The sequence below is a fragment of the Arthrobacter sp. S41 genome (genome assembly GCF_004320535.1).
Classification (GTDB): Bacteria; Actinomycetota; Actinomycetes; order Actinomycetales; family Micrococcaceae; genus Glutamicibacter.
On sequence record NZ_SIHY01000002.1, the window covers coordinates 37,405 to 56,550 of the forward strand.

General features: G+C 54.9%; 20 protein-coding genes. 4 read left to right on the forward strand and 16 right to left on the reverse strand.

Going from position 1 to position 19,146, the window contains the following annotated elements; genetic code table 11:
• Positions 1 to 75: 75 nt before the first annotated feature.
• A complete protein-coding gene (gene rpmI / locus EYR88_RS11480) occupies positions 76 to 270 on the reverse strand; it encodes a 50S ribosomal protein L35 (RefSeq protein WP_013348480.1) in 195 nt (64 codons plus the stop codon).
• Between the two features lie 166 nt (positions 271 to 436).
• Positions 437 to 1,126: a translation initiation factor IF-3 gene (infC, locus tag EYR88_RS11485; protein WP_131089907.1), complete on the reverse strand. Its 690-nt coding sequence runs from the start codon at positions 1,124 to 1,126 to the stop codon at positions 437 to 439.
• A 295-nt stretch (positions 1,127 to 1,421) separates the two neighbouring features.
• Here infC and EYR88_RS11490 point away from each other — a divergent pair, with 295 nt between their 5' ends.
• Together EYR88_RS11490 and EYR88_RS11495 are read left to right on the forward strand one after the other, a co-directional pair.
• Complete coding sequence (locus EYR88_RS11490; protein WP_131089908.1) at positions 1,422 to 1,787, forward strand: DUF1844 domain-containing protein; 366 nt, start codon at positions 1,422 to 1,424, stop codon at positions 1,785 to 1,787.
• 125 nt (positions 1,788 to 1,912) lie between these two features.
• Complete coding sequence (locus EYR88_RS11495) at positions 1,913 to 2,449, forward strand: GNAT family protein (protein ID WP_131089909.1); 537 nt, start codon at positions 1,913 to 1,915, stop codon at positions 2,447 to 2,449.
• 22 nt (positions 2,450 to 2,471) lie between these two features.
• Here EYR88_RS11495 and EYR88_RS11500 read toward each other — a convergent pair whose 3' ends face one another.
• The 8 genes from EYR88_RS11500 to EYR88_RS11530 all read right to left on the reverse strand — a co-directional run bounded on the left by EYR88_RS11500 (position 2,472) and on the right by EYR88_RS11530 (position 8,690).
• Entirely contained in the window at positions 2,472 to 3,809 is a 1,338-nt protein-coding gene (locus EYR88_RS11500) for an MFS transporter (protein ID WP_131089910.1), read from the reverse strand.
• Positions 3,810 to 3,849: 40 nt separating this feature from the next.
• Positions 3,850 to 4,731 carry an SseB family protein gene (locus tag EYR88_RS11505; protein WP_131089911.1) on the reverse strand — a complete coding sequence of 294 codons (882 nt, stop codon included), beginning with the start codon at positions 4,729 to 4,731 and terminating at the stop codon, positions 3,850 to 3,852.
• A gap of 221 nt (positions 4,732 to 4,952) precedes the next feature.
• Positions 4,953 to 5,690, reverse strand: coding sequence for a bifunctional 1-(5-phosphoribosyl)-5-((5-phosphoribosylamino)methylideneamino)imidazole-4-carboxamide isomerase/phosphoribosylanthranilate isomerase PriA (priA, locus tag EYR88_RS11510; protein ID WP_131089912.1), 738 nt, complete (start codon positions 5,688 to 5,690; stop codon positions 4,953 to 4,955).
• Positions 5,691 to 5,717: 27 nt separating this feature from the next.
• A complete protein-coding gene (locus tag EYR88_RS16070) occupies positions 5,718 to 5,867 on the reverse strand; it encodes a hypothetical protein (protein ID WP_165477352.1) in 150 nt (49 codons plus the stop codon).
• A 2-nt stretch (positions 5,868 to 5,869) separates the two neighbouring features.
• Positions 5,870 to 6,505 carry an imidazole glycerol phosphate synthase subunit HisH gene (gene hisH, locus EYR88_RS11515; protein WP_131089913.1) on the reverse strand — a complete coding sequence of 212 codons (636 nt, stop codon included), beginning with the start codon at positions 6,503 to 6,505 and terminating at the stop codon, positions 5,870 to 5,872.
• Positions 6,506 to 7,126 carry an imidazoleglycerol-phosphate dehydratase HisB gene (gene hisB / locus EYR88_RS11520; RefSeq protein WP_131089914.1) on the reverse strand — a complete coding sequence of 207 codons (621 nt, stop codon included), beginning with the start codon at positions 7,124 to 7,126 and terminating at the stop codon, positions 6,506 to 6,508.
• A 22-nt stretch (positions 7,127 to 7,148) separates the two neighbouring features.
• Positions 7,149 to 8,255, reverse strand: a complete 1,107-nt coding sequence (locus EYR88_RS11525; RefSeq protein WP_131089915.1) for a histidinol-phosphate transaminase — start codon at positions 8,253 to 8,255, stop codon at positions 7,149 to 7,151.
• Positions 8,256 to 8,336: 81 nt separating this feature from the next.
• A complete protein-coding gene (locus tag EYR88_RS11530) occupies positions 8,337 to 8,690 on the reverse strand; it encodes a LysM peptidoglycan-binding domain-containing protein (RefSeq protein ID WP_131089916.1) in 354 nt (117 codons plus the stop codon).
• Between the two features lie 257 nt (positions 8,691 to 8,947).
• Here EYR88_RS11530 and lexA point away from each other — a divergent pair, with 257 nt between their 5' ends.
• On the forward strand, positions 8,948 to 9,667 hold the full coding sequence (gene lexA, locus EYR88_RS11535; protein ID WP_131089917.1) for a transcriptional repressor LexA: 720 nt from the start codon (positions 8,948 to 8,950) through the stop codon (positions 9,665 to 9,667).
• Positions 9,668 to 9,729: 62 nt separating this feature from the next.
• On the opposite strand, the gene EYR88_RS11540 is transcribed toward lexA, so the two are convergent.
• The 3 genes from EYR88_RS11540 to hflX all read right to left on the reverse strand — a co-directional run bounded on the left by EYR88_RS11540 (position 9,730) and on the right by hflX (position 14,439).
• Positions 9,730 to 10,785 (reverse strand): glycoside hydrolase family 76 protein, encoded by a 1,056-nt coding sequence (locus tag EYR88_RS11540; protein WP_131089918.1) that lies wholly within the window; start codon positions 10,783 to 10,785, stop codon positions 9,730 to 9,732.
• A 92-nt stretch (positions 10,786 to 10,877) separates the two neighbouring features.
• Positions 10,878 to 12,878, reverse strand: a complete 2,001-nt coding sequence (locus EYR88_RS11545) for an ATP-dependent DNA helicase (RefSeq protein ID WP_131089919.1) — start codon at positions 12,876 to 12,878, stop codon at positions 10,878 to 10,880.
• On the reverse strand, positions 12,871 to 14,439 hold the full coding sequence (hflX, locus tag EYR88_RS11550) for a GTPase HflX (RefSeq protein WP_131089920.1): 1,569 nt from the start codon (positions 14,437 to 14,439) through the stop codon (positions 12,871 to 12,873). Before hflX ends, EYR88_RS11545 begins: the two co-directional genes overlap by 8 nt.
• 421 nt (positions 14,440 to 14,860) lie before the next feature.
• On the opposite strand from hflX, the gene EYR88_RS11555 reads away from it, so the two are divergent.
• Positions 14,861 to 15,466: a methyltransferase gene (locus EYR88_RS11555; protein ID WP_131089921.1), complete on the forward strand. Its 606-nt coding sequence runs from the start codon at positions 14,861 to 14,863 to the stop codon at positions 15,464 to 15,466.
• Positions 15,467 to 15,535: 69 nt separating this feature from the next.
• Here the strand turns inward: EYR88_RS11555 and dapF are convergent, their stop codons facing one another.
• From dapF to miaB, 3 genes are read right to left on the reverse strand one after another with little or no spacing between them, the layout of a single operon-like run.
• On the reverse strand, positions 15,536 to 16,471 hold the full coding sequence (gene dapF, locus EYR88_RS11560) for a diaminopimelate epimerase (RefSeq protein WP_131089922.1): 936 nt from the start codon (positions 16,469 to 16,471) through the stop codon (positions 15,536 to 15,538).
• 8 nt (positions 16,472 to 16,479) lie between these two features.
• Complete coding sequence (miaA, locus tag EYR88_RS11565) at positions 16,480 to 17,406, reverse strand: tRNA (adenosine(37)-N6)-dimethylallyltransferase MiaA (protein WP_131089923.1); 927 nt, start codon at positions 17,404 to 17,406, stop codon at positions 16,480 to 16,482.
• 4 nt (positions 17,407 to 17,410) lie between these two features.
• A complete protein-coding gene (gene miaB, locus EYR88_RS11570; RefSeq protein ID WP_131089924.1) occupies positions 17,411 to 18,940 on the reverse strand; it encodes a tRNA (N6-isopentenyl adenosine(37)-C2)-methylthiotransferase MiaB in 1,530 nt (509 codons plus the stop codon).
• Positions 18,941 to 19,146: the final 206 nt, after the last annotated feature.

Below are 19,146 nucleotides of genomic sequence, written 5' to 3' on the forward strand. Positions count from 1 at the left end.
GTGCTTGCACTATGCAAGGTGGGAGAAATCTATGGTGGTGGGGTTATAACTTCCCCGTGTTGCGAAAGGGAGAGCTTAGAGGCCCAGCATCCGCTTGATGGTCTTTACATCGGCCTTAGCGACGATCTGGTCAGAAGCCAGGCGACGAGTAACGCGCGAGGACTTGTGCTCCAGGTAGTGGCGACGGTTGGCCTGCTGGCGAGCGAGCTTACCGCTACCGGTGAGCTTGAAGCGCTTCTTGGCGCCACTGTGAGTCTTGAACTTCGGCATAGCTGCCGTTCTCCTAACGTGCTCCATCCGGCAAAATTACCGAATGGGGATCATCCGAAGCGGGCCCCGTTGAGGTGACCGCTGTTGTTCTCTTGTAGTTGGATCTTCCGAAAAGGAAGATCCTTCACCATAAACGGTGACGGGCTCGAAAGCCCAACAGGCTTGGCTAGGCGTCGCCTTCAGCTGCCTGACGCGCCTGCTCCAACTTGGCGCGGGCTTCGTCATCCATTGAAGCGGCAACGTTCTGGCCCTCGGTCTCAGCTGGAGCGTCGGTGCGGATCTTGCGCTTAGCCGAATCACGGCCACCGGACTTCTGCTGCTGCTGTTGTTCGCGGCGAGCCTCTGCCTTGTTCTTCAGCGGACCAACAACCATAACCATATTTCGGCCATCGATGCGTGGGCTGGATTCGATCAATCCGACCTCAGCGACGTCTGCTGCAAACTTTTCTAGCAAGCGGATACCCATCTCTGGACGCTGCTGTTCACGACCGCGGAACTGGATCATGGCTTTCACCTTGTCACCAGCGCCCAGGAAGCGCAGTGCATGCCCAACCTTGGTCTCGTAGTCGTGAGTATCGATCTTTAGACGGAAGCGTACTTCCTTCAAGATCGTGTTGGTCTGGTTCTTACGAGCTTCACGAGCCTTGACAGCGGCTTCGTACTTGTACTTGCCAAAGTCCATCAGTTTGCACACTGGAGGCTTGGCGTTGGGTGCCACCTCGACCAAGTCCAGATCGGACTCATGAGCCAAACGAAGCGCGTCCTCGATGCGGACGATGCCTACCTGCTCACCATTGGGGCCGACGAGACGTACCTCTGGCACGCGAATGCGCTCATTAATGCGTGGATCGCTGATGTGTCACTCCTGAAATTCGTAATCATAACCGCAAACGAAGAAGGCCCCCGTCTGCGATTGCAGGCGAAGGCCAAAAGAGAAACGACATAACGATAGGCGCAAATATTTGCGCCTGCGTTTTCAGATTGCATTACTGCGATCCTGCCGAGGTACCCGGAAGCCTGGAAACGGCGACAGCGGGTGGGAGATGGCCTCCACTTGCATGGCTCAATACTAGTACGAATCTCTTGTCCAGAACTAACTGAACGTCATGAGAAGTACCGGCATCGAGTCGGTCTGTGACAAGCTTAGCAGTATGAGTACCGAAGACACCAACTCGCATCAGCACCTCGTCGATCAGCAGGTGCGCGACATCGCCGAAGTTCCGGCCGTAGAAATCATCACCACCGCAGCTGTTCACCTGATGAGCGCCGCAGCAGTTAAATGCGGCCTTGCTGAAGGCGCAGACGCCGAAGAACTAAAAGATCTAGACGAAGCACGCAAGCTCATCACCGCGCTTGCAGGCCTAGTCACCGCTGGCGCACCGGAGATTGGCTCGCAGCACGCAGCTCCTCTGCGCGACGGTCTGCGCAGCCTCCAGCTGGCATTCCGCGAAGCTTCACTGATCCCAGATGCCCCCGGCAAGGGTCCAGGCGAGAAGTACACCGGCGCTGTCAACTAAGAAATTTTCGCAGTTTTTAAGAGATTAACATCATGGGCTCGACTCCACTTTGGAGCGGGCCCATTGTTGTCTCCGCCACGTCGAATCGGCCTTTCCTGCAAATGCGTGAGCGCTAGTGTTGGATTATGAAGATCCTTGAACAGCCAACACTCGATGCCAACTCGTTTCGTTTGCGTCCCTTTTTGGACAACGACGTTGTGGCGGTTCAGCAAGCTTCAGCAGATCAGTACATTTCACACATCACTACCCTTGCCTTTGAATCAACGCGTGAACAAGCTCTGAGCTTTATTCAGCGCCAACGCCAACGGGTCATCGACAAAACCGGCTATTCCTTCGCCATTGCCGATGCAGGATCTGATCTGGTTGTCGGTCAGATTGGATTATGGCTACGCAACGCTGACCGGGGTCGGGCCAGTATCGGGTATTGGATCGCCAAGGAGCATCGTGGCCGTGGCATCATCACTCGCGCACTAGAAACCCTCAGCATCTGGGGTTTGGCGCATCCGGGCATTCATCGCCTCGAACTTTATGTAGAGCCGTGGAATCTGGCTTCATGGCACGCAGCGCAAGCCTGCGGCTTTGAACGGGAGGGATTACTTCGCGGTTGGGAAATTATCAACGGCAAACCCAAGGACCTCTACATGTACTCACGACTGAGCTGACAACTTTCGGTCATGCCGCCGATTAGACGGTGGTTTCCCAACGACGTTTCTGAGCACGGCGTACCCGGCGACGAATCTGCTGGGCAGCCAACGCAACGAGCACAACCACTGCGGCCATGACACCAATGGCGACAAAGGCGTAATCAGGACCGACGTTGTCGACAAATAGTCCGGTGACCGGGGAGCCCAAAGCGGTACCGGCGGTCATGGCAGAGCCATACCAACCCATGGCTTCGCCACGGCGCTTTTCTGCCACCAGATCCGTGAGCCATTCTGAGGCAGCGGACAATGTCGGGGCGCAAAGGAAGCCTGGCAAAGCGGAGAGCAAAGCCAAGGACCATGTATCCCACGCGAAGTACATGGGAATGGTCAAGATCGCCATGAACAGCAAGAGCAATAGTGGCGAGACAACGCGCTTCATGGATCCGTAGATGAGTCCACCGATCAGCGAGGCCCCGCACCAGAAGAAGAAGACCAGACCCAACTGGTTGCTTTGCATTGATGCATCAAGCTCCGCGACGATCGATACTTCGGTTCCGGTCAACAGCATGCCAGCACCGGCCGAGGCAATGAATACGGCCAGGACCGAAGCGCTAACCCAGTTGAACCGGCTTTTAAATGCCCGCCCACGTTTCTTGATGCGGGATCGCGCCGATTTCCAGCCGGCCAAGATCAGCTCGCCTTCAACCTCTTGAACACCCATCGGTGCTGCGGCGATAAAGCTGGCTTCCGCACCGAGACGTTCTTCATGAGCGTTAGACCGCAAGGCTATGGCCTTCGGGTCATCACTTCGTGTTGGAGGATTCAGGATCATCAAGGCAAAACCGGCTAGAGATGCGGTAACACCAATAACGCTCAGTCCGATAACGCTGCTGATCTGGGTAGCGACGATCCCTGCGCTGGCAGGTCCAACAATGAATACGAGTTCCGTAGCGGTGGCATCCAAAGCAAAGGCCGTGCGACGTTGCTCTCCGGTGGTCATGATTCCCAGAGCTGTACGCACCACGGAGAATACCGGCAGAGCGAAAAGGCCACCGATGAAAGCCAAAGGATAAACCCAGACCAGCGGCACGTGCGGTACGGTGCACCAAACGATGGTCTCAACGATCACCGAGGGAAGCATGGCTCGGCGCAGGCCCCAGGTGTCAACGCGAGCACCACGCCATGGCGCACCGATAGCAATACCAACAGTCATCAATGCGGTGACAAGGCCAGCTGATACCCATGACTGGTCTAGGTCATTTACTAGGTGCAAGAGCAACAACATGCTCAATGCCGAGTGAGGAAGTCGGGCAATCATGCCGATCAGCAACAACAGCGCAATCTGCGGCTGACGCAAAATCTGCAAATAGCTTTTCATGCCCGAAGTGTTCCTTTGCTAGGTAAGGAGCCCGCCGAGTCTAGCTAGGCGCGCTGTGCAAACTAAGTTCTAAAGAATCCACCGCTTCGGTGAATTCGGAGTTTTGGGACAGTCGTCCCTGAATTGCGCTGGTAATTTCCTGCGCTTGGCTAGGGCTTGTCCCCTGTGCGAAAACAAACTGTAAATTAAGTTCTGGTCCGGAACCACCGCCAAGAACGACTTGGCCGTCCTTGGTTCTTGAGCCTACTCCCCTGCCCGGCGCCAGCTTCACTGCCTGCAACTGCGTGAAACCTTCGGTGGCGTTTTGGACTAGGTTGGCGATCTGCTGATTCTGATAACTCGGAATCCATTCGATCTGTTTGGCTAGGTTCCAGACCCCGGGTCGTCGAAGGACAAAGGTAAATTCGCTACCAGGGTCTAGAACTAGTAGTTGGCAATCTTCGCTGACCGCTGAGAGTGCTGCGCGGGGAGCAAATACTGCCACCGGACGAGCTTCCTTATGCCAAGCCTGAAGTCGTTCCACCGTGGTGAAAATTGGAAGCGCCATACGACCATCCGGTGCTTTGATTTTCACCAGTGCCATGTCGGCTTCTTTATCAGCGGCGAAGCCGTGGTCACCCATAGCTTCTTCGCCTAGCTGAGCTACAACGGCAACAAACACTCGGGCTGAGGACATGGCCTTGTGAACTTCCAGCTCGGAACCGCGACCGGCTTGTAGCTCAGTCAGTGCCGCCATGACTTTTGCGTCGGCGCTGCCGTCGTCTTTATCAAAGTTATGTAGCGGGTTGCCCTCACCGCTAAGGTCGCGTCCATCCCAACTCTGACCTGCCGAGTCGGCGGGTGAACCGGCCTGCGCCAGCGCGGCGACGATGTGTCCCGGCAGGTGGCGTTTAGGCGCTGATTCGTTGTGCTCCGTGCTCATAAGTCCATGCTATCTGGGGAATCGATGTTGGTGCAGGGTAGTTTTGATTCTTCATTCATGAGCTTGAACACCACTTGTCGATGACGTCAGTCAATAATTGCCCAATTCGCTAGCTAGTTACCGTCATTTGGGTCAGCTGCAGTGAGTTCAATTTCAGAACAAAAAATTGACGGTTTGAAAGCCTAGGCTTTCAAACCGTCAATAGTGAAGATCAGCTCGCGTTAGCGACGACCGGCAACGTCCAGCGCTTCTTGAAGCGTGAACTGACCAGAGTACAAAGCCTTGCCCATAATTGCGCCTTCGATACCCTCAGGAACAAGTTCGCGCAATACCCGCAGATCCTCTAGCGAAGAGATTCCGCCGGAAGCTACAACAGGCTTATTGGTCTTAGTAGCAATCTCGCGAAGCAATTCAACATTTGGTCCGCGCAAGGTGCCGTCCTTGGTTACGTCAGTTACGACGTAGCGGGCGCATCCTGCGTCTTCCAAACGTGCCAGAACTTCCCATAGATCGCCACCGTCTTTGGTCCATCCGTGGCCTGAAAGCGTAGTGCCTCGCACGTCCATGCCCACAGCAATTTTGTCGCCATGGCGAGCAATCGCCTTTTTGGTCCATTCAGGGTTTTCAAGTGCCGCGGTGCCAAGGTTCACGCGAGTGGCACCGAACTCCAACGCACGGTCCAAGGACGCATCGTCGCGGATACCGCCGGAGAGCTCAACCTTGATGTTCAGTTCCTGTGCGATGCGCTGGACAATCTCGACGTTGCTGCCACGATCAAATGCCGCGTCCAAATCAACGAGGTGGAGCCACTCAGCTCCAGCGTTCTGCCATGAAAGTGCGGCTTCTAACGGGTCGCCATAGCCAGTCTCGGAGCCCGCTTCGCCCTGAACTAGGCGCACGGCCTGTCCTCCGGCGATGTCTACGGCAGGCAAAAGTTCGAGGATTGGTTGCTCGCTCATAATGTCCTTAGTGAAGTAGCGAATGTTCTAAAGGGTCAGTATCCACGCGGCGATGATGCTCATGCCTGCGAGTACCCAGAGTGCGATAACCCAAGAGATATGGGCCTTTTGGCTTTTGAGGGAGATGGCGCCACCTGCGAGGAAAGCACCGACGAACCCAAGCACGATAGTCCACATGTTTAGAGGGTGTCCAACCAGTTGCGCAACAGTCGGGCTCCAGCGTCGCCAGACTTTTCGGGATGGAACTGAACGGCCGACAGCGGACCGTTTTCGACTGCAGCGACGAACGGAGTTCCGTGCGTACTCCACGTGACCTGCGGTGGTGTCATGGCAGGCTGAGTAACGTCAAATTCCCACTTCTGCACTGCGTATGAGTGAACAAAGTAGAATCGTTCGTTTTCAACGCCAGCAAAAAGCTTGCTTCCCTCTGGAGGCTGTACGGTGTTCCATCCCATGTGCGGGATAACATCGGACTTCAGACGCTCCACAGTTCCCGGCCACTCGCCGATGCCCTCGGTTTTCACCCCGTGCTCCACGCCTTGTTCAAAGAACACTTGGTGGCCAACGCAGATACCCAAGACTGGCTGTCCTCCGGCAATGCGGCGACCAATCCAGCGAAGCGATCCGGTAGCGGTGAGTTGTTCCATGACCGATGCGTAGGCACCTACGCCTGGAACGACTAGACCGTCAGCAGCAACAATTTTCTTTGGATCCGCCGTGAGTTCAACCGACGCGCCAGCAGCTTCCAGCGCACGAACGGCAGATCGGACGTTGCCCGAACCGTAGTCGAGAACTACTACATTTTTCTTTGCCACTTAAAGGGCACCCTTCGTGGATGGAATCTTGTCGCCCATGCGCTCATCAAGTTCGACTGCTTCGCGCAGTGCACGAGCAAATGACTTGAACTGAGCTTCAACGATGTGGTGCGGGTCGCGGCCAGAGAGGACCTCGATGTGTGCACAAATCTGAGCGTGGAATGTGATGGCTTCAAATACGTGGCGAGTCATCGATCCGGTGAAGTGACCACCAATAAGGTGGTATTCCTGACCAGCTGGTTCACCGGAGTGCACCAGGTACGGACGACCGGAAACGTCGACCACTGAACGAGACAACGCCTCATCTAGTGGCGCGTACGAGGTGCCGAACCGACGAATTCCCGCCTTATTACCAAGGGCTACACGCAGAACCTCACCGATGGTGATCGCGGTGTCTTCAACGGTGTGGTGCGCATCGATGTGAGTGTCACCCGTGGCTCGCACGGTGAGATCGATCAGCGAATGCTTAGACAACGCCGTAAGCATGTGGTCGTAAAACGGCACAGAGGTGCTGATCTCAGAAACGCCAGTTCCGTCGAGATCTAGCTCAACAAAAATCGACGATTCGCTGGTGACGCGTTCCATGCGGGCGCGACGTGCGCCAATCAATTCGGCAGACATGTCTTCCTTCGCTTGATCCTGATTAGTTGTCCGCGCCGAGCAGTTCGGCGAGACGATCCAAGAATGCTGTAGTTTCTGATTCGGTTCCGGCAGTTACGCGCAGCGTACCCGGGATCCCATTGTCGCGGACAATGATGCCAGCTTCCAGCAACCCCTCCCAGATGGAGTGGGGATCAGCGAGCCCGCCAAAAAAGACAAAGTTGGAGTCTGAGACTGAGGGTTTGAGACCCAATTCCTTGAGACGATCAACAATTCGGTCACGCTGGGTTTTGATGTCCTCAACCTGAGCAAGCAACAATTCAATGTTTTTCAGGGCCGCGATGGCCGTTGCTTGGGTGACTGCCGAGAGGTGATAAGGCAATCGAACCAAACGAATCGCATCGGTTACTTCTGGCGCTGCCGCTAGGTAACCCACGCGGGCTCCAGCCAGACCGAAGGCCTTGGACATGGTCCGCGAAACGATCAGACGCTGTCGGCCTTCAAGCAAGGTGAGTGCTGATTTAGTACTTGCCAGGGAGAACTCGGCGTACGCTTCATCGACGATGACTACACCATTGTGTTCGCTCATTGCGTCGTACACTTCGGTGATGACATCAAGCCCGAGAGCGGTGCCGGTTGGGTTATTGGGGGAACAAAGGAAAACGATGTTCGGTTTGTTTTTGCGAACCTGTTCGGCGGCGGACTGCGCAGAGAGCGTGAAGTCTTCTGCCCGTTCTCCTGCGATGTACGCGGTGTCAGTACCGCTGGCCAGCAACGGGTACATGGAATAGGTTGGGCCAAAGCTCATTAGGCTTCGGTTCGGACCACCGAATGCTTGCAAAATTTGTTGCAGAATCTCGTTGGAACCGTTGGCGGCCCACATGTTCTCTGCAGTTAGTCCGTGGCCAAGATAGTCGGCCAGCAATTCACGAAGTTCGGTGAATTCGCGATCAGGGTATCGATTAAGAGTTGTCGCAGCTTTGGCGACTTCTTGTGCGATGGCTTCCACGACCGTAGTTGGCAATGGATGGGTGTTCTCGTTGACATTCAGCTGGATGGGCACGTCGATTTGTGGTGCGCCATATGGGGATAGCCCGCGGAGATTCTCACGCAAGGGCAGCTGACTCAAAAGTTCACTGCGGTCATTCACGCAACAAGTCTACGTGTGGACGGGCTTGGGCAGTGAATCCGCTACGAACCAAGGTAACAATCGCTTGACCACGTTTTACCTTTAGCCAGCAAGCACTGGAATCGACAGCGAGTCGCCGACATGAATCTGAGTGCCATCAAGCGAGTTCATTTCCGAGATGTGACTAACGGCTGAGGTGACGTCGTAACCTTCAGCGTATTCGCTGGCCAGACTCCAGAGCGTATCGCCAGGGATGACGGTTACGTCTACCGTTTCAACTCCCTCAGGTACTTCCGATGATGCGTGAGCATCCGACGCGAACATCGAGAAGAAGAAGGCCGCGGCGACAGTTAAGGCGAACACTGGAATCCCGATAAGGACGGCCCAGCCCCGGCGGTTGATGCGGATCTTCATTGGTGAACGGGTTTCGTTTGAGTCAAGTGCGACAGTTGCCATGACTATGTCTCCTCAGAAATAGTTGTGATGCGAAGTTGTGTTCGATGATTTAGATTCGAAGACTTGTTCGAATCTAGTACATCTGTTCTAACAGAGCTTTGTCGAACTTGTCCAGAAGTTTTCGAACAAATCTTTGAAAGAACGGAACTTATCTACTAAGATTTCGAAGTAGACGAGCAATGAAAACATCACACCATCTAGCTCCGACAGTTTGGACTCACGAACTTTCGACTGCTTGCTAGGGAAGGCAAACTCTCATGTCAGCTTCACAACGCACTCCGCGATCGAATGCCCGTTCGCTGACGATTCGCCAAAAGAAGATCCTGGAAACGATCCAACGGTCTATCGGAAAGAACGGCTATCCACCATCGATGCGTGAGATTGGTGACTCCGTTGGCCTCAAGAGCTTGTCTAGCGTCACTCATCAGTTGAGCCAACTCGAAAAGCTCGGATACATTCGGCGCGACCCTCGACGTCCCCGCGCAATGGAAATCCTTCTTCCGCTGCAGTTGGCTGACGATAAGGACGAGTCACAGACAACGGAAGTACCCGCTACTGCCGCTGCCGACGATGCCATGGTGATCGAGCTCAGTACTTCAGCCGACACCACCATGGTTCCTTTAGTTGGTCGAATTGCCGCAGGTGGTCCGATCCTTGCCGATCAGTCCGTGGAAGATGTTTTCTCGTTGCCACGCCAGCTAGTGGGTCATGGAGAACTGTTCATGCTCAAGGTTTCAGGCGACTCAATGGTCGACGCTGCGATTTGCGACGGTGACTGGGTAGTTGTTCGTCGTCAGCAGACTGCAGATAATGGCGACATTGTTGCCGCTTTACTGGACGAAGAAGCGACTGTAAAGACTTTCCGTCAGCGCGACGGTCACACTTGGCTGTTGCCGCAGAACTCCCGCTACGAGCCTATTCTTGGTGATGCGGCCACGATCATGGGCCGTGTTGTTTCGGTAATGCGTTCGCTCTAAATAGAGATCTGATCAATGTGGGGCAGATGCCATTGGCATCTGCCCCACATCGTCTAGCTAAATCAATTTCGACTGTCGGACTCACAAGCAGCAGCTGCACTGAATATCATCCAGCGCTGGACTGCAGCCGAGAGCCTGCGTGGTTCCTGATCTACCAAACTGTTGGCGGTCGCCACGACCATCGTGCGTGCTGTCGACCGCGTCCTGCCATCAAGGCGCACATCATTAGCGGCCAGGGCCAGATACCTGACCAAGATTCCAGCAAACAAGTTGCCGTCGCCACCGCCGTTCAGCGAAAGCGCACCGGTGCTGTCGGTCAAGTATTGTGCACTGGCGTGGATCAGCATTGTTGAGTGCTCTAAATCAGCATCTGATCCCAACTCCAGCAAAGCGCCTAGAACCGGCCCTTGGTTATAGGTATAGAGCGCGTCCTCGATCCTGTGCCCGTCCGGCACCAACCGCAGCCCGTCCAAGTACAGCCCGCTGTCAATGCTAAACAGTCTTGCCCGTAGCCAGCTAAGTAGCTTCCGTGATTGGTCGCGTTCACCATTCCGGGCAAAAAATAGAGCGGCTGGTGCGTTAGCCGGCGCGTTTTTGAAGTCCTTCTTCCGGGACCAATACATTCCACCATCTAGGACATCGTCAATGGCTCCGTTGAGCTGTTTTCTCAAAGTGGTGACAGCCTGTTTGGCATTAGCTGAGCTGTGACCATCAAGGCGACGTGAGAATGAAAGTAATCTTTGGCTCGCCAAAGCTAGCCAAGCCATGTCATCAAAAAAGTAGTTTGGGAAGACACCGAAGTTCCGCAGCCGGATCCCCCGCAATAGCTCGACGGCTCGCTGAAGTTCCCGGTGCGCTGCATCTAAGTCATTGTCAGCCAGGTAGGCATAGCCGTCGTCGATGATGGCATCTAGGTAATGAGCCTGCCACCAGTAATTCCACTCGCGTAGCGGATGCGAAATCCCGTTGAGGTCACTGAGCATGCTGCCGTCACGAAGCTGGTGCGCATTGCTGTACGGCAGCCCAATCCACGTTCCGGGCAGTCCAAGAAGACGTTGCCCAAAACGTGAGTGGGTGTCTTGCGCGGCGGTGCGGGCAAGTGTCTTCCAAGACTCCATAGTGCCTTCCGGAGATAAAGATTCCTCTACTTGGCACAGACATTAGCATCTGGCGTAAATGAATCTAGATGGCGCACCGTAGGTGCTTACGCCTACTTCTCTTCTTCGGGTTTGAGCCGCTCTAGGACACCGGTAATAACCTTCTTATCCACGGTGGGCCACATCGGTGGCAGCGTGGCCTTCAAGAAGCTGCCATAGCGTGCAGTGGCCATGCGTGAATCCAAAACCGCCACAACTCCGCGGTCATTGATAGAGCGAATGAGTCGTCCTGCACCCTGCGCCAACCGGATGGCAGCATGAGTCGCTGAGACCTGCATAAAGCCATTGCCGCCGTGTTTAGCAACATCCTCGGTGCGGGCTTTAGAAATCGGGTCATCCGGACGCGGGAAGGGAATCTTGTCGATGATCACGAGTCGGCAGGAATCTCCGGGTACGTCGACACCTTGCCACAGGGTCATCGTGCCAAAGAGACAGGTGTCGCGTTCAGCTGCAAACTGTTCAACCAAGGATTTCATGCTTGCTTCGCCCTGGCACAGAATCTCCACGTCCAATCGTTCCCGAAGGATGCTGGCAGCTTCCTCTGCTGAGCGTTTGGAAGTGAATAGCGCCAGTGCGCCACCGCCCGAGGCCTTGATCAGGTCCTCGATTTCGTCCAAGGTCTCCGCGGCTAGCTGCCGGCCCGGCTTGGGTAGGTGCTTGGCAACGTAGAGAATGCCCTGCTTTGGGTAGTCAAATGGACTACCTACGTCAACGCCGGTCCAGGTCGGAGCTCCTGCACCCATCAATCCCAAGGAACCCGCTACCGCATCAAACTGCGAACCGATAGCCAGTGTTGCGCTGGTCAGCACTACAGTGCGGCCGTCGAATAGCCCCTCTCGGAGCTTTCCCGCCACCGACAATGGTGCCACGTTGAGTGTTGCCGGTTGCGAATCGTCAGCTTCAACATATCCGCGGCCTTCCACAAATTCGCGTGGTCGAGTTGTGTAGAGGACTTCTCGGCGTTCTTCGGATTCAAGCATACGGATGGCATCATCCATCACTGCCTGCATCTGGGATCGAGCGGTCTGCCGTCCGCCATCTGCTGGTGCATTGGCTTCCGGTTTGGACAATGCAAGAATGAGCCGGGCCTGCTCCACAATGTCGTTGAGGGCAATGCCCATATCCTCACGCAGACCCTGTTCTAGCAGGCCGGTAGGAATTCCGGTCAAAGACTTTTCAAGCCGGTTGGAAGCCTTGACCATCTCATCTACGTTGACTCCGCAATGGCGTTTAGCACCGCCTGCGGCTGTCATTACGGTACGCGCCGACAATGCTCCAGAGACCGAGCTTGTCACTCGGTCTTGAAGCTCGTGGGCCTCGTCAATGATTGCTACTTCAAAGTCTGGAAGTACCGACAGGCCTTCGAAAGCTGAGACGGCTAGCAAGGCGTGGTTGGTAATCACGACGTCTGCTTCAGATGCCCGCGCGCGAGCCATCTCGGAGAAGCATTCGTCTGCCATGGGGCACTTTTGAGATCCCAGGCATTCCATTGCTGAAACTGAAACCTGTTTCCATGCCTTGTCGCTGACGCCAGGAACCAGTTCGTCACGGTCACCGGTATCGGTACGATCAGCCCATTCACGAAGCTTTAAGACTTCGCTGGCTAGCGGTGAGTAGGTCGTGCCCGCAGGGACGGCCGGCTCATCCATAGTGAACAGCGTGCCTTCATCATCTGGGTATCCGCCGCCGAGTTTATATTGGCACAGATAATTTGAGCGCCCCTTGAGCAGGGCGACATCCATGGGACGCGAGAGCTTGCCCTTGAGAGATTCGAGTAACCGTGGCACGTCACGACCGACAATCTGCGCCTGCAGTGCCAGCGTAGCGGTGGAGACAATCACTGGCTTAGCGCTAGTTTGCGCGTGAGCCAGCGCCGGAATCAGGTAGCCCATGGACTTACCCGTTCCGGTGCCGGCCTGCACCAGCAAGTGTTCTTCATCTTCCAAGGCGGTCACCACATGCTTGACCATTTCCTGTTGGCCCGTGCGCATGGCACCACCCATGGAAGTGACCGCGGCCTCGAGAAGTTCCAGGGCCTGCTCTTGCTTATCCATGAATGTTGAAGTTCTCCAACTCTGCAGCCAAGGAATCACGTACCTTGACGATCATCCGAGTGCCATCATCTAAATATTCACTTTCCAGAATTTCAGATTCACTCTGGTGTAGCTTCGCGATCAAATCCCCACGGTTGTAAGGAATAAGAACTTCAAGCTGAATTCCGGGTCGTGGAATCAAGGCGCTGATCTTTTCAAGCAGCTCTTCAATTCCTTCACCCGTGTGCGCCGAAACCACCGACGTGTTCGATTCACGGTTACGGATACGTTCAATGACAAATGGGTCAGCAACATCGGCTTTGTTCAGCACAATAACTTCAGGGATGTTCAGTGCGTCAACTTCGCCGAGCACCGTGCGTACCGCTTGAATCTGTCCTTCGGGATCCGGATGCGCAGCGTCAACCACGTGCAAGATCAGATCCGAATCCGCGATTTCTTCCAAGGTTGAGCGGAAGGCTTCCACCAGCTGTGTTGGAAGGTTCGACACAAAACCGACCGTGTCGGCCAGGGTGTAGGTCAGACCGTCTTCCGTGGAGGACTGACGCACGGTTGGATCCAAGGTGGCGAACAGTGCGTTCTCCACCAAAACCCCAGCGTTAGTCAGGCGATTAAGCAACGAGGACTTCCCGGCGTTGGTGTATCCAGCGATAGCTACAGCCGGAACTTCGTTGCGTTTTCGGTTGGCGCGCTTGGCCTCACGAGCCGGCTTCATCGCCTTGATTTCACGGCGAAGCTTGGCCATGCGGTCGCGAATACGGCGGCGATCCATTTCAATCTTGGTTTCACCAGGTCCACGCGAACCGATACCGCCACCGGCAGCACCAACACGGCCACCAGCCTGACGAGACATCGACTCACCCCAACCGCGAAGGCGTGGCAGAAGATATTCAAGCTGAGCAAGCTCGACCTGAGCTTTACCCTCACGGGATGCCGCATGCTGTGCAAAGATATCGAGAATCAAGCTGGTGCGGTCAATAACCTTGACCTTGACGATATCCTCCAGCGCACGGCGCTGGGAAGGTGCCAGTTCGGCGTCAACAACAACGGTATCGGCGCCGGTTGAGGCAACGATTCCGCGCAGTTCTTCAGCCTTGCCTGATCCAAGGAAGGTCGAAGGGTCTGGCTTGCTGCGTCGCTGAACGACGCCGTCAAGAACCTCAGAGCCAGCGGTCTCAGCCAGTGCAGCTAGTTCACGCAGGGAGTTTTCGGCATCAGTAACTGTGCCTTCGTTCCAAATGCCGGCAAGGACTACGCGTTCTAGGCGCAGCTGGCGATACTCAACCTCGGTAACGTCTTCCAGCTCGGTAGACAGGCCGGCAACACGACGCAGAGCGCGTCGCTCAGCTAGATCGTCTTGGTCTCCGTCGAACTGGGACAGGCCAGAAGAGAAACGGTTCAGCGCTGTAGCTTGGCCGGAGAAGATTGAAGAATCTTCCTCGCCGAAGTGCTGGATTTGTGGACTCTGGGCTTCATCAGCTTCGAGGATCCGGTCGATAGCGGCCTGGATCTGGGCATCATCCATTGATGCCGAATCGTGCTCGTGTGACTCGGAGTTAGTCATGGTCTCCTTAGAAGTACTTCGCTTTCCAGAATAGTGCCGAGGACCCCCACTTCGCGACGTGGCGCGTTGGGAGTCAGTCGTTTCATCACTCATTCGTAATCCTTTGCAAAGGCAATCAAATCTGCAGTTAGTCAGGTGAATGCTGGGTTACCGAGGCGCAAAGTCGATTGGCAAGGAGTGTGATGCACAACTTACGGAAAACAAAAAAGACTTCGCCGTCTACTGATTCGCTGTTCGGGCACGCCAAATCGGCACGCCTGCTTCAGGGAAATCACGAGGTAACCACAGCGGTTACGTCTTAGACGAATACGAAAGTCATACGGAAAACTCTATCAGTGAAAATTCTGCTTGCCTATATCGCTTTGATCACGTTGAATGCGCTGGTCTTTGGCCCGACGACGCACAACGATAAACTTTGGTCATGACCTCGGATCATTACTTCACCGCCAGCCCGGCTTCGGCAGACGAACGTCGCACCATTGAGGTTGAGCTTAATGGCTCGACTCGCAAGGTTCAGACGGCTTCTGGGATCTTCTCACCCACCGGGCTAGACAAGGGCACTGCTGTTCTCTTGCAATACGTCCCGACCCCGCGCGGACGCGTATTGGACATTGGCTGCGGTTGGGGACCGATTACCTTGACTGCGGCGGAGCAGTCTCCCGAATCCGAAGTTTATGGCTTAGATGTTAATGAACGTTCCATCGAACTGACGCGACTGAATGCGCAGAGTTTGGGGCTGAAAAATGTCATTGTCGGTACCCCCGATTCCGTTGACCCTCAGCTTCAGTTCGATACGATCTGGTCCAATCCCCCAATTCGCATCGGCAAGGAAGCACTACACGAGCTGTTGCTGCTGTGGCTTCCGCGCTTGGCACCGGGCGGAGATGCCTGGCTGGTAGTCCAAAAGAACCTGGGCAGTGATTCCTTGCAAAAGTGGCTTGTTGAGCAATTGCCAGCACAATGGTCGGTGACTCGCGAAGCGACGTCCAAAGCGTTCCGTGTACTGAAGGTTTCACGTCCGGCCTAAGCTGAACAGAAAAACTGCAGGACCTAGTTGAAACTAGGTCCTGCAGTTTTTTGCTTTGCTCAAAGACCTTTAGGCAGCGCCGATTACCCCGCGGCCCACAAGCTCAGCCGGGCCAGAAAGAATCGTGTCTTCTCCCCCGGCCGCATTTTCACGGAACTCTACGCCGACTACGCCTCCGGGAACTGCCACCGCCCATTGGTTGATCAATGCTGTGCCGCGAGCCCAGTAGCGGACGGCAGCTGCTGCCGCACACGCGCCAGTGCCACATGACAGCGTCTCTCCGACTCCACGTTCATGTACTCGCATGCGCACTTGAGCTACACCGTCTTCTTCGATCAACGGATCACTAGGCACCACAAATTCAACGTTGGTGCCGTTAGGTGGTGTTGGAGCCACATCTGGGGCCTGGAATAGATCAAGGCTTTCAAGCATGTCGAGGTCAGGTAATGCCACCACGGTGTGCGGGTTACCCATAGTGATGCTCAAAGCTGGAAGGGCCTGCTCCCAGCCGCGAGGCTTAACCATGGAATCGACGGACTCTGCCGTAGCTTTCTCTTCATGGATCAATCCCCATGGTCCAAGATTCACTGCATAACCATCGACAATCCGGGTAATGGTTTTGATCCCTGCGCGACTACCGATCTGGATGCTCTGACCTACCTGCAGATCGACTAATCCCTCTGCAATAAGAAAGTGAGCAAAAGCGCGTACACCGTTGCCGCACATTTCAGCAATCGAGCCATCGCCATTGCGGTAGTCCATGAACCAATAAGCGTCTGGATTCTCCACGGCCTGTGTCTGGTATCCAGAGACCTGAGCGGTGGGAACTGCACGGATCAATCCGTCACCACCAATGCCAAAGCGCCGATGGCACAGCGCTGCTACTTGCTGTTCGCTCAGGTCTAGCTGGCCTTCTGGGTCCGAGATCAAAACAAAGTCGTTTCCCGTGGCGTGACCTTTAGCGAAAGGTTGCCCAGCTAATTGTTCTAGTTCGGTGGTGTACATCGATACTCCTAGCGTGTTGGTGCTTCGCTGGCCGAGCCAACGAGGGAAAGTGCTTTACCAATCAGGTCCGGTTCAGTGGGATTCAGCCAGCTCACCCGCGGGTCAGCGTTGAACCAGGTGATCTGACGACGGGCAAATTTACGGGTGGCGATAACAGTCTGGTTGATTGCCTCAGCCCTACTGATTTCTCCATCGAGATAATCGGTGTACTGCTGATAACCGATGGCGCGTGAAGCAGTTTTTCCCTCACGTAGCCCGTGTTCGAGCAGTCCTGCAACTTCTTCGGCTAGTCCCATCGCATCCATTTTGTGTACGCGTGATTCCAATGCTTCATGCAACGCCGAGCGATCGTAATTTAGTCCGATCTGAATGGCGGGAGCAAAATACTCGCGCTGTGGCATGTATGAGCTGAAGGGTCGGCCCGAGATTTCAAAAACTTCTAATGCCCTGACAGCTCGACGCACATCAAGATTTCGCGCAGCTGAAATGGGATCAACATCAGCTAGTCTACGGCGCAAGTCTCCGTCGCCCATAGCTTGAACTTCTGCGTCCAAGCGCTGACGAACATCAGGATCGGTGGGCGGAAAATCGATCACGTCCAAGGCAGCACGCACGTAGAGGCCCGAACCGCCCACCATAACCGGGACTTTTCCGCGTGCCCGGATATTCGCAAAATGCTCTCGTGCTTGGGCTTGGAAGGTAGCCACGGAAGCTTCCTGAGTAATGGACAAGGTATCCATCAAGTGGTGCGCAACTCCGCCACGTTCGGACACAGGAAGTTTTGCTGTTCCAATATCCATGCCGCGGTAAAACTGAAGCGCATCGGAGTTGACAATTTCCCCGTCCAGTTCCTGGGCGAGGGCGATGGCTAGATCGGATTTTCCGGTGCCGGTGGGACCGACTACTGCGATGACTGGTAATTGAGAATTTCTCATTCGGCTAGCTGCGCACCTTCAAAGTTGGCATACCCAAATTTGCACGGCCAGCAGTAGAGCTAGTTCCTATACTCGGTACACCGCAGCTTTCTGCCTGCGCCCGATCCCACGCATCTCCGGCGCGCGAACGACGTAGTTCAAACTGTTCCAGGCTCGGATCTGAGACTAAGTGGAAGGCAGCTACTTCGGTAATTGGTAAGGTCACTAAATCTCCGGGTCGAGGGGTTGGTGCACCGGCCGGCACTGAGAAGTGAACAAGACGCTGGTCCTGTCCCCGACCGGCCATGCGGTGCGTTTCTTCAGACTTTCGTCCGGATTGTTCGGTAACCATAACCTCAACAGTACGGCCAAGTTGCTTGGCGTTCTCCTCTTTGGAGATCCGATCTTGCAAAGCGGTGAGACGTTCGTAGCGTTCTTGGACCACTGCTTTGGGCAGCTGATCTTCCAAAGTTGCTGCCGGTGTCCCGGGCCGCTTGGAATATTGGAAGGTGAAGGCGGAGGCGAATCGCGACGCTTCCACAACATCCATGGTCGCTTGGAAATCTTCTTCGGTTTCTCCGGGGAATCCAACAATGATGTCGGTAGTTATCGCTGCATTCGGAATTTGTTCGCGGACTTTGTCCAAGATGCCCAAGAATTTTTTGGAGCGATAGGAACGGCGCATATCCTTGAGCACCTTGTCTGAACCGGACTGCAGTGGCATGTGCAACTGTGGCATGACATTGGGAGTCTGGGACATCGCCTCGATGACGTCATCAGTGAACGCAGCAGGGTGTGGACTGGTGAACCGGACGCGTTCCAGTCCCTGGATCTCTCCGCAGGCACGCAATAATTTGCCGAAAGCTAGACGGTCACCAAATTCGACTCCGTACGAGTTTACGTTCTGACCTAAAAGAGTGACCTCAATGGCACCATCATCAACGAGTGCTTGAATCTCCGCCAGAATTTCTCCTGGTCGCCGGTCTCGTTCCTTACCGCGCAGGGAAGGAACAATGCAGAATGTGCAGGTGTTATTGCAGCCCACCGAAATGGAGACCCACCCGGCGTAAACCGACTCACGTCGCGTAGGCAAAGTGGATGGAAAGACATCCAACGATTCAAGGATCTCCAGCTCCGCCTTTTTGTTGTGCTCTGAACGAGCCAGCAACGTGGGTAGAGAACCAATATTGTGGGTGCCAAAAACGACATCTACCCAAGGTGCCTTTTTGAGGATCGAGTCTCGATCCTTCTGGGCAAGGCAGCCGCCCACAGCGATCTGCATGGTTGGACGTTCTGCTTTGATGTTTTTGAGAATACCGAGGTTTCCGTAAAGCTTATTGTCCGCATTCTCGCGAACTGCGCAGGTGTTAAAGACGACGACATCGGCGACTTCATCTTCGCGCTCTTCTGGTTTGCGGTTCAGTCCCGCGTTTTCTAACAGACCTGAAAGACGCTCAGAGTCATGGACATTCATTTGGCAGCCAAAGGTACGCACTTCATAGGTTCGCGTCGCTTCTTCAGCGGTCGAGTTGCTATTGGTTTGTTGCTCAGTCACCCGTTAAGATTACCGAAACTTCGGTGGTACAGAAATATAGGTAACCCTAGGGTGAACCCCGGCTCCCCCACCTACGGCGGTGATCTTGTCGGGCCGTCGCCTGCGTTGATCTTCCAGATAAGATAAATCAGAGTAGTCGGGTACAAGATCATCTAAGACGAGGAAACTTGGGCATGCGTAGCTCCCGAAAGCGGTCAACAAGTTCC

Excerpts from the sequence above, each read along its gene's own strand:
- rpmI (WP_013348480.1), bottom strand. The coding sequence starts at position 270 with ATGCCGAAGTTCAAGACTCACAGTGGCGCCAAGAAGCGCTTCAAGCTC.
- EYR88_RS11490 (WP_131089908.1), top strand. The coding sequence starts at position 1,422 with ATGAGTACCGAAGACACCAACTCGCATCAGCACCTCGTCGATCAGCAG.
- EYR88_RS11495 (WP_131089909.1), top strand. The coding sequence starts at position 1,913 with ATGAAGATCCTTGAACAGCCAACACTCGATGCCAACTCGTTTCGTTTG.
- EYR88_RS11500 (WP_131089910.1), bottom strand. The coding sequence starts at position 3,809 with ATGAAAAGCTATTTGCAGATTTTGCGTCAGCCGCAGATTGCGCTGTTG.
- EYR88_RS11505 (WP_131089911.1), bottom strand. The coding sequence starts at position 4,731 with ATGAGCACGGAGCACAACGAATCAGCGCCTAAACGCCACCTGCCGGGA.
- priA (WP_131089912.1), bottom strand. The coding sequence starts at position 5,690 with ATGAGCGAGCAACCAATCCTCGAACTTTTGCCTGCCGTAGACATCGCC.
- EYR88_RS16070 (WP_165477352.1), bottom strand. The coding sequence starts at position 5,867 with ATGTGGACTATCGTGCTTGGGTTCGTCGGTGCTTTCCTCGCAGGTGGC.
- hisB (WP_131089914.1), bottom strand. The coding sequence starts at position 7,126 with ATGTCTGCCGAATTGATTGGCGCACGTCGCGCCCGCATGGAACGCGTC.
- EYR88_RS11530 (WP_131089916.1), bottom strand. The coding sequence starts at position 8,690 with ATGGCAACTGTCGCACTTGACTCAAACGAAACCCGTTCACCAATGAAG.
- lexA (WP_131089917.1), top strand. The coding sequence starts at position 8,948 with ATGTCAGCTTCACAACGCACTCCGCGATCGAATGCCCGTTCGCTGACG.
- EYR88_RS11540 (WP_131089918.1), bottom strand. The coding sequence starts at position 10,785 with ATGGAGTCTTGGAAGACACTTGCCCGCACCGCCGCGCAAGACACCCAC.
- EYR88_RS11545 (WP_131089919.1), bottom strand. The coding sequence starts at position 12,878 with ATGGATAAGCAAGAGCAGGCCCTGGAACTTCTCGAGGCCGCGGTCACT.
- hflX (WP_131089920.1), bottom strand. The coding sequence starts at position 14,439 with ATGACTAACTCCGAGTCACACGAGCACGATTCGGCATCAATGGATGAT.
- EYR88_RS11555 (WP_131089921.1), top strand. The coding sequence starts at position 14,861 with ATGACCTCGGATCATTACTTCACCGCCAGCCCGGCTTCGGCAGACGAA.
- dapF (WP_131089922.1), bottom strand. The coding sequence starts at position 16,471 with ATGTACACCACCGAACTAGAACAATTAGCTGGGCAACCTTTCGCTAAA.
- miaA (WP_131089923.1), bottom strand. The coding sequence starts at position 17,406 with ATGAGAAATTCTCAATTACCAGTCATCGCAGTAGTCGGTCCCACCGGC.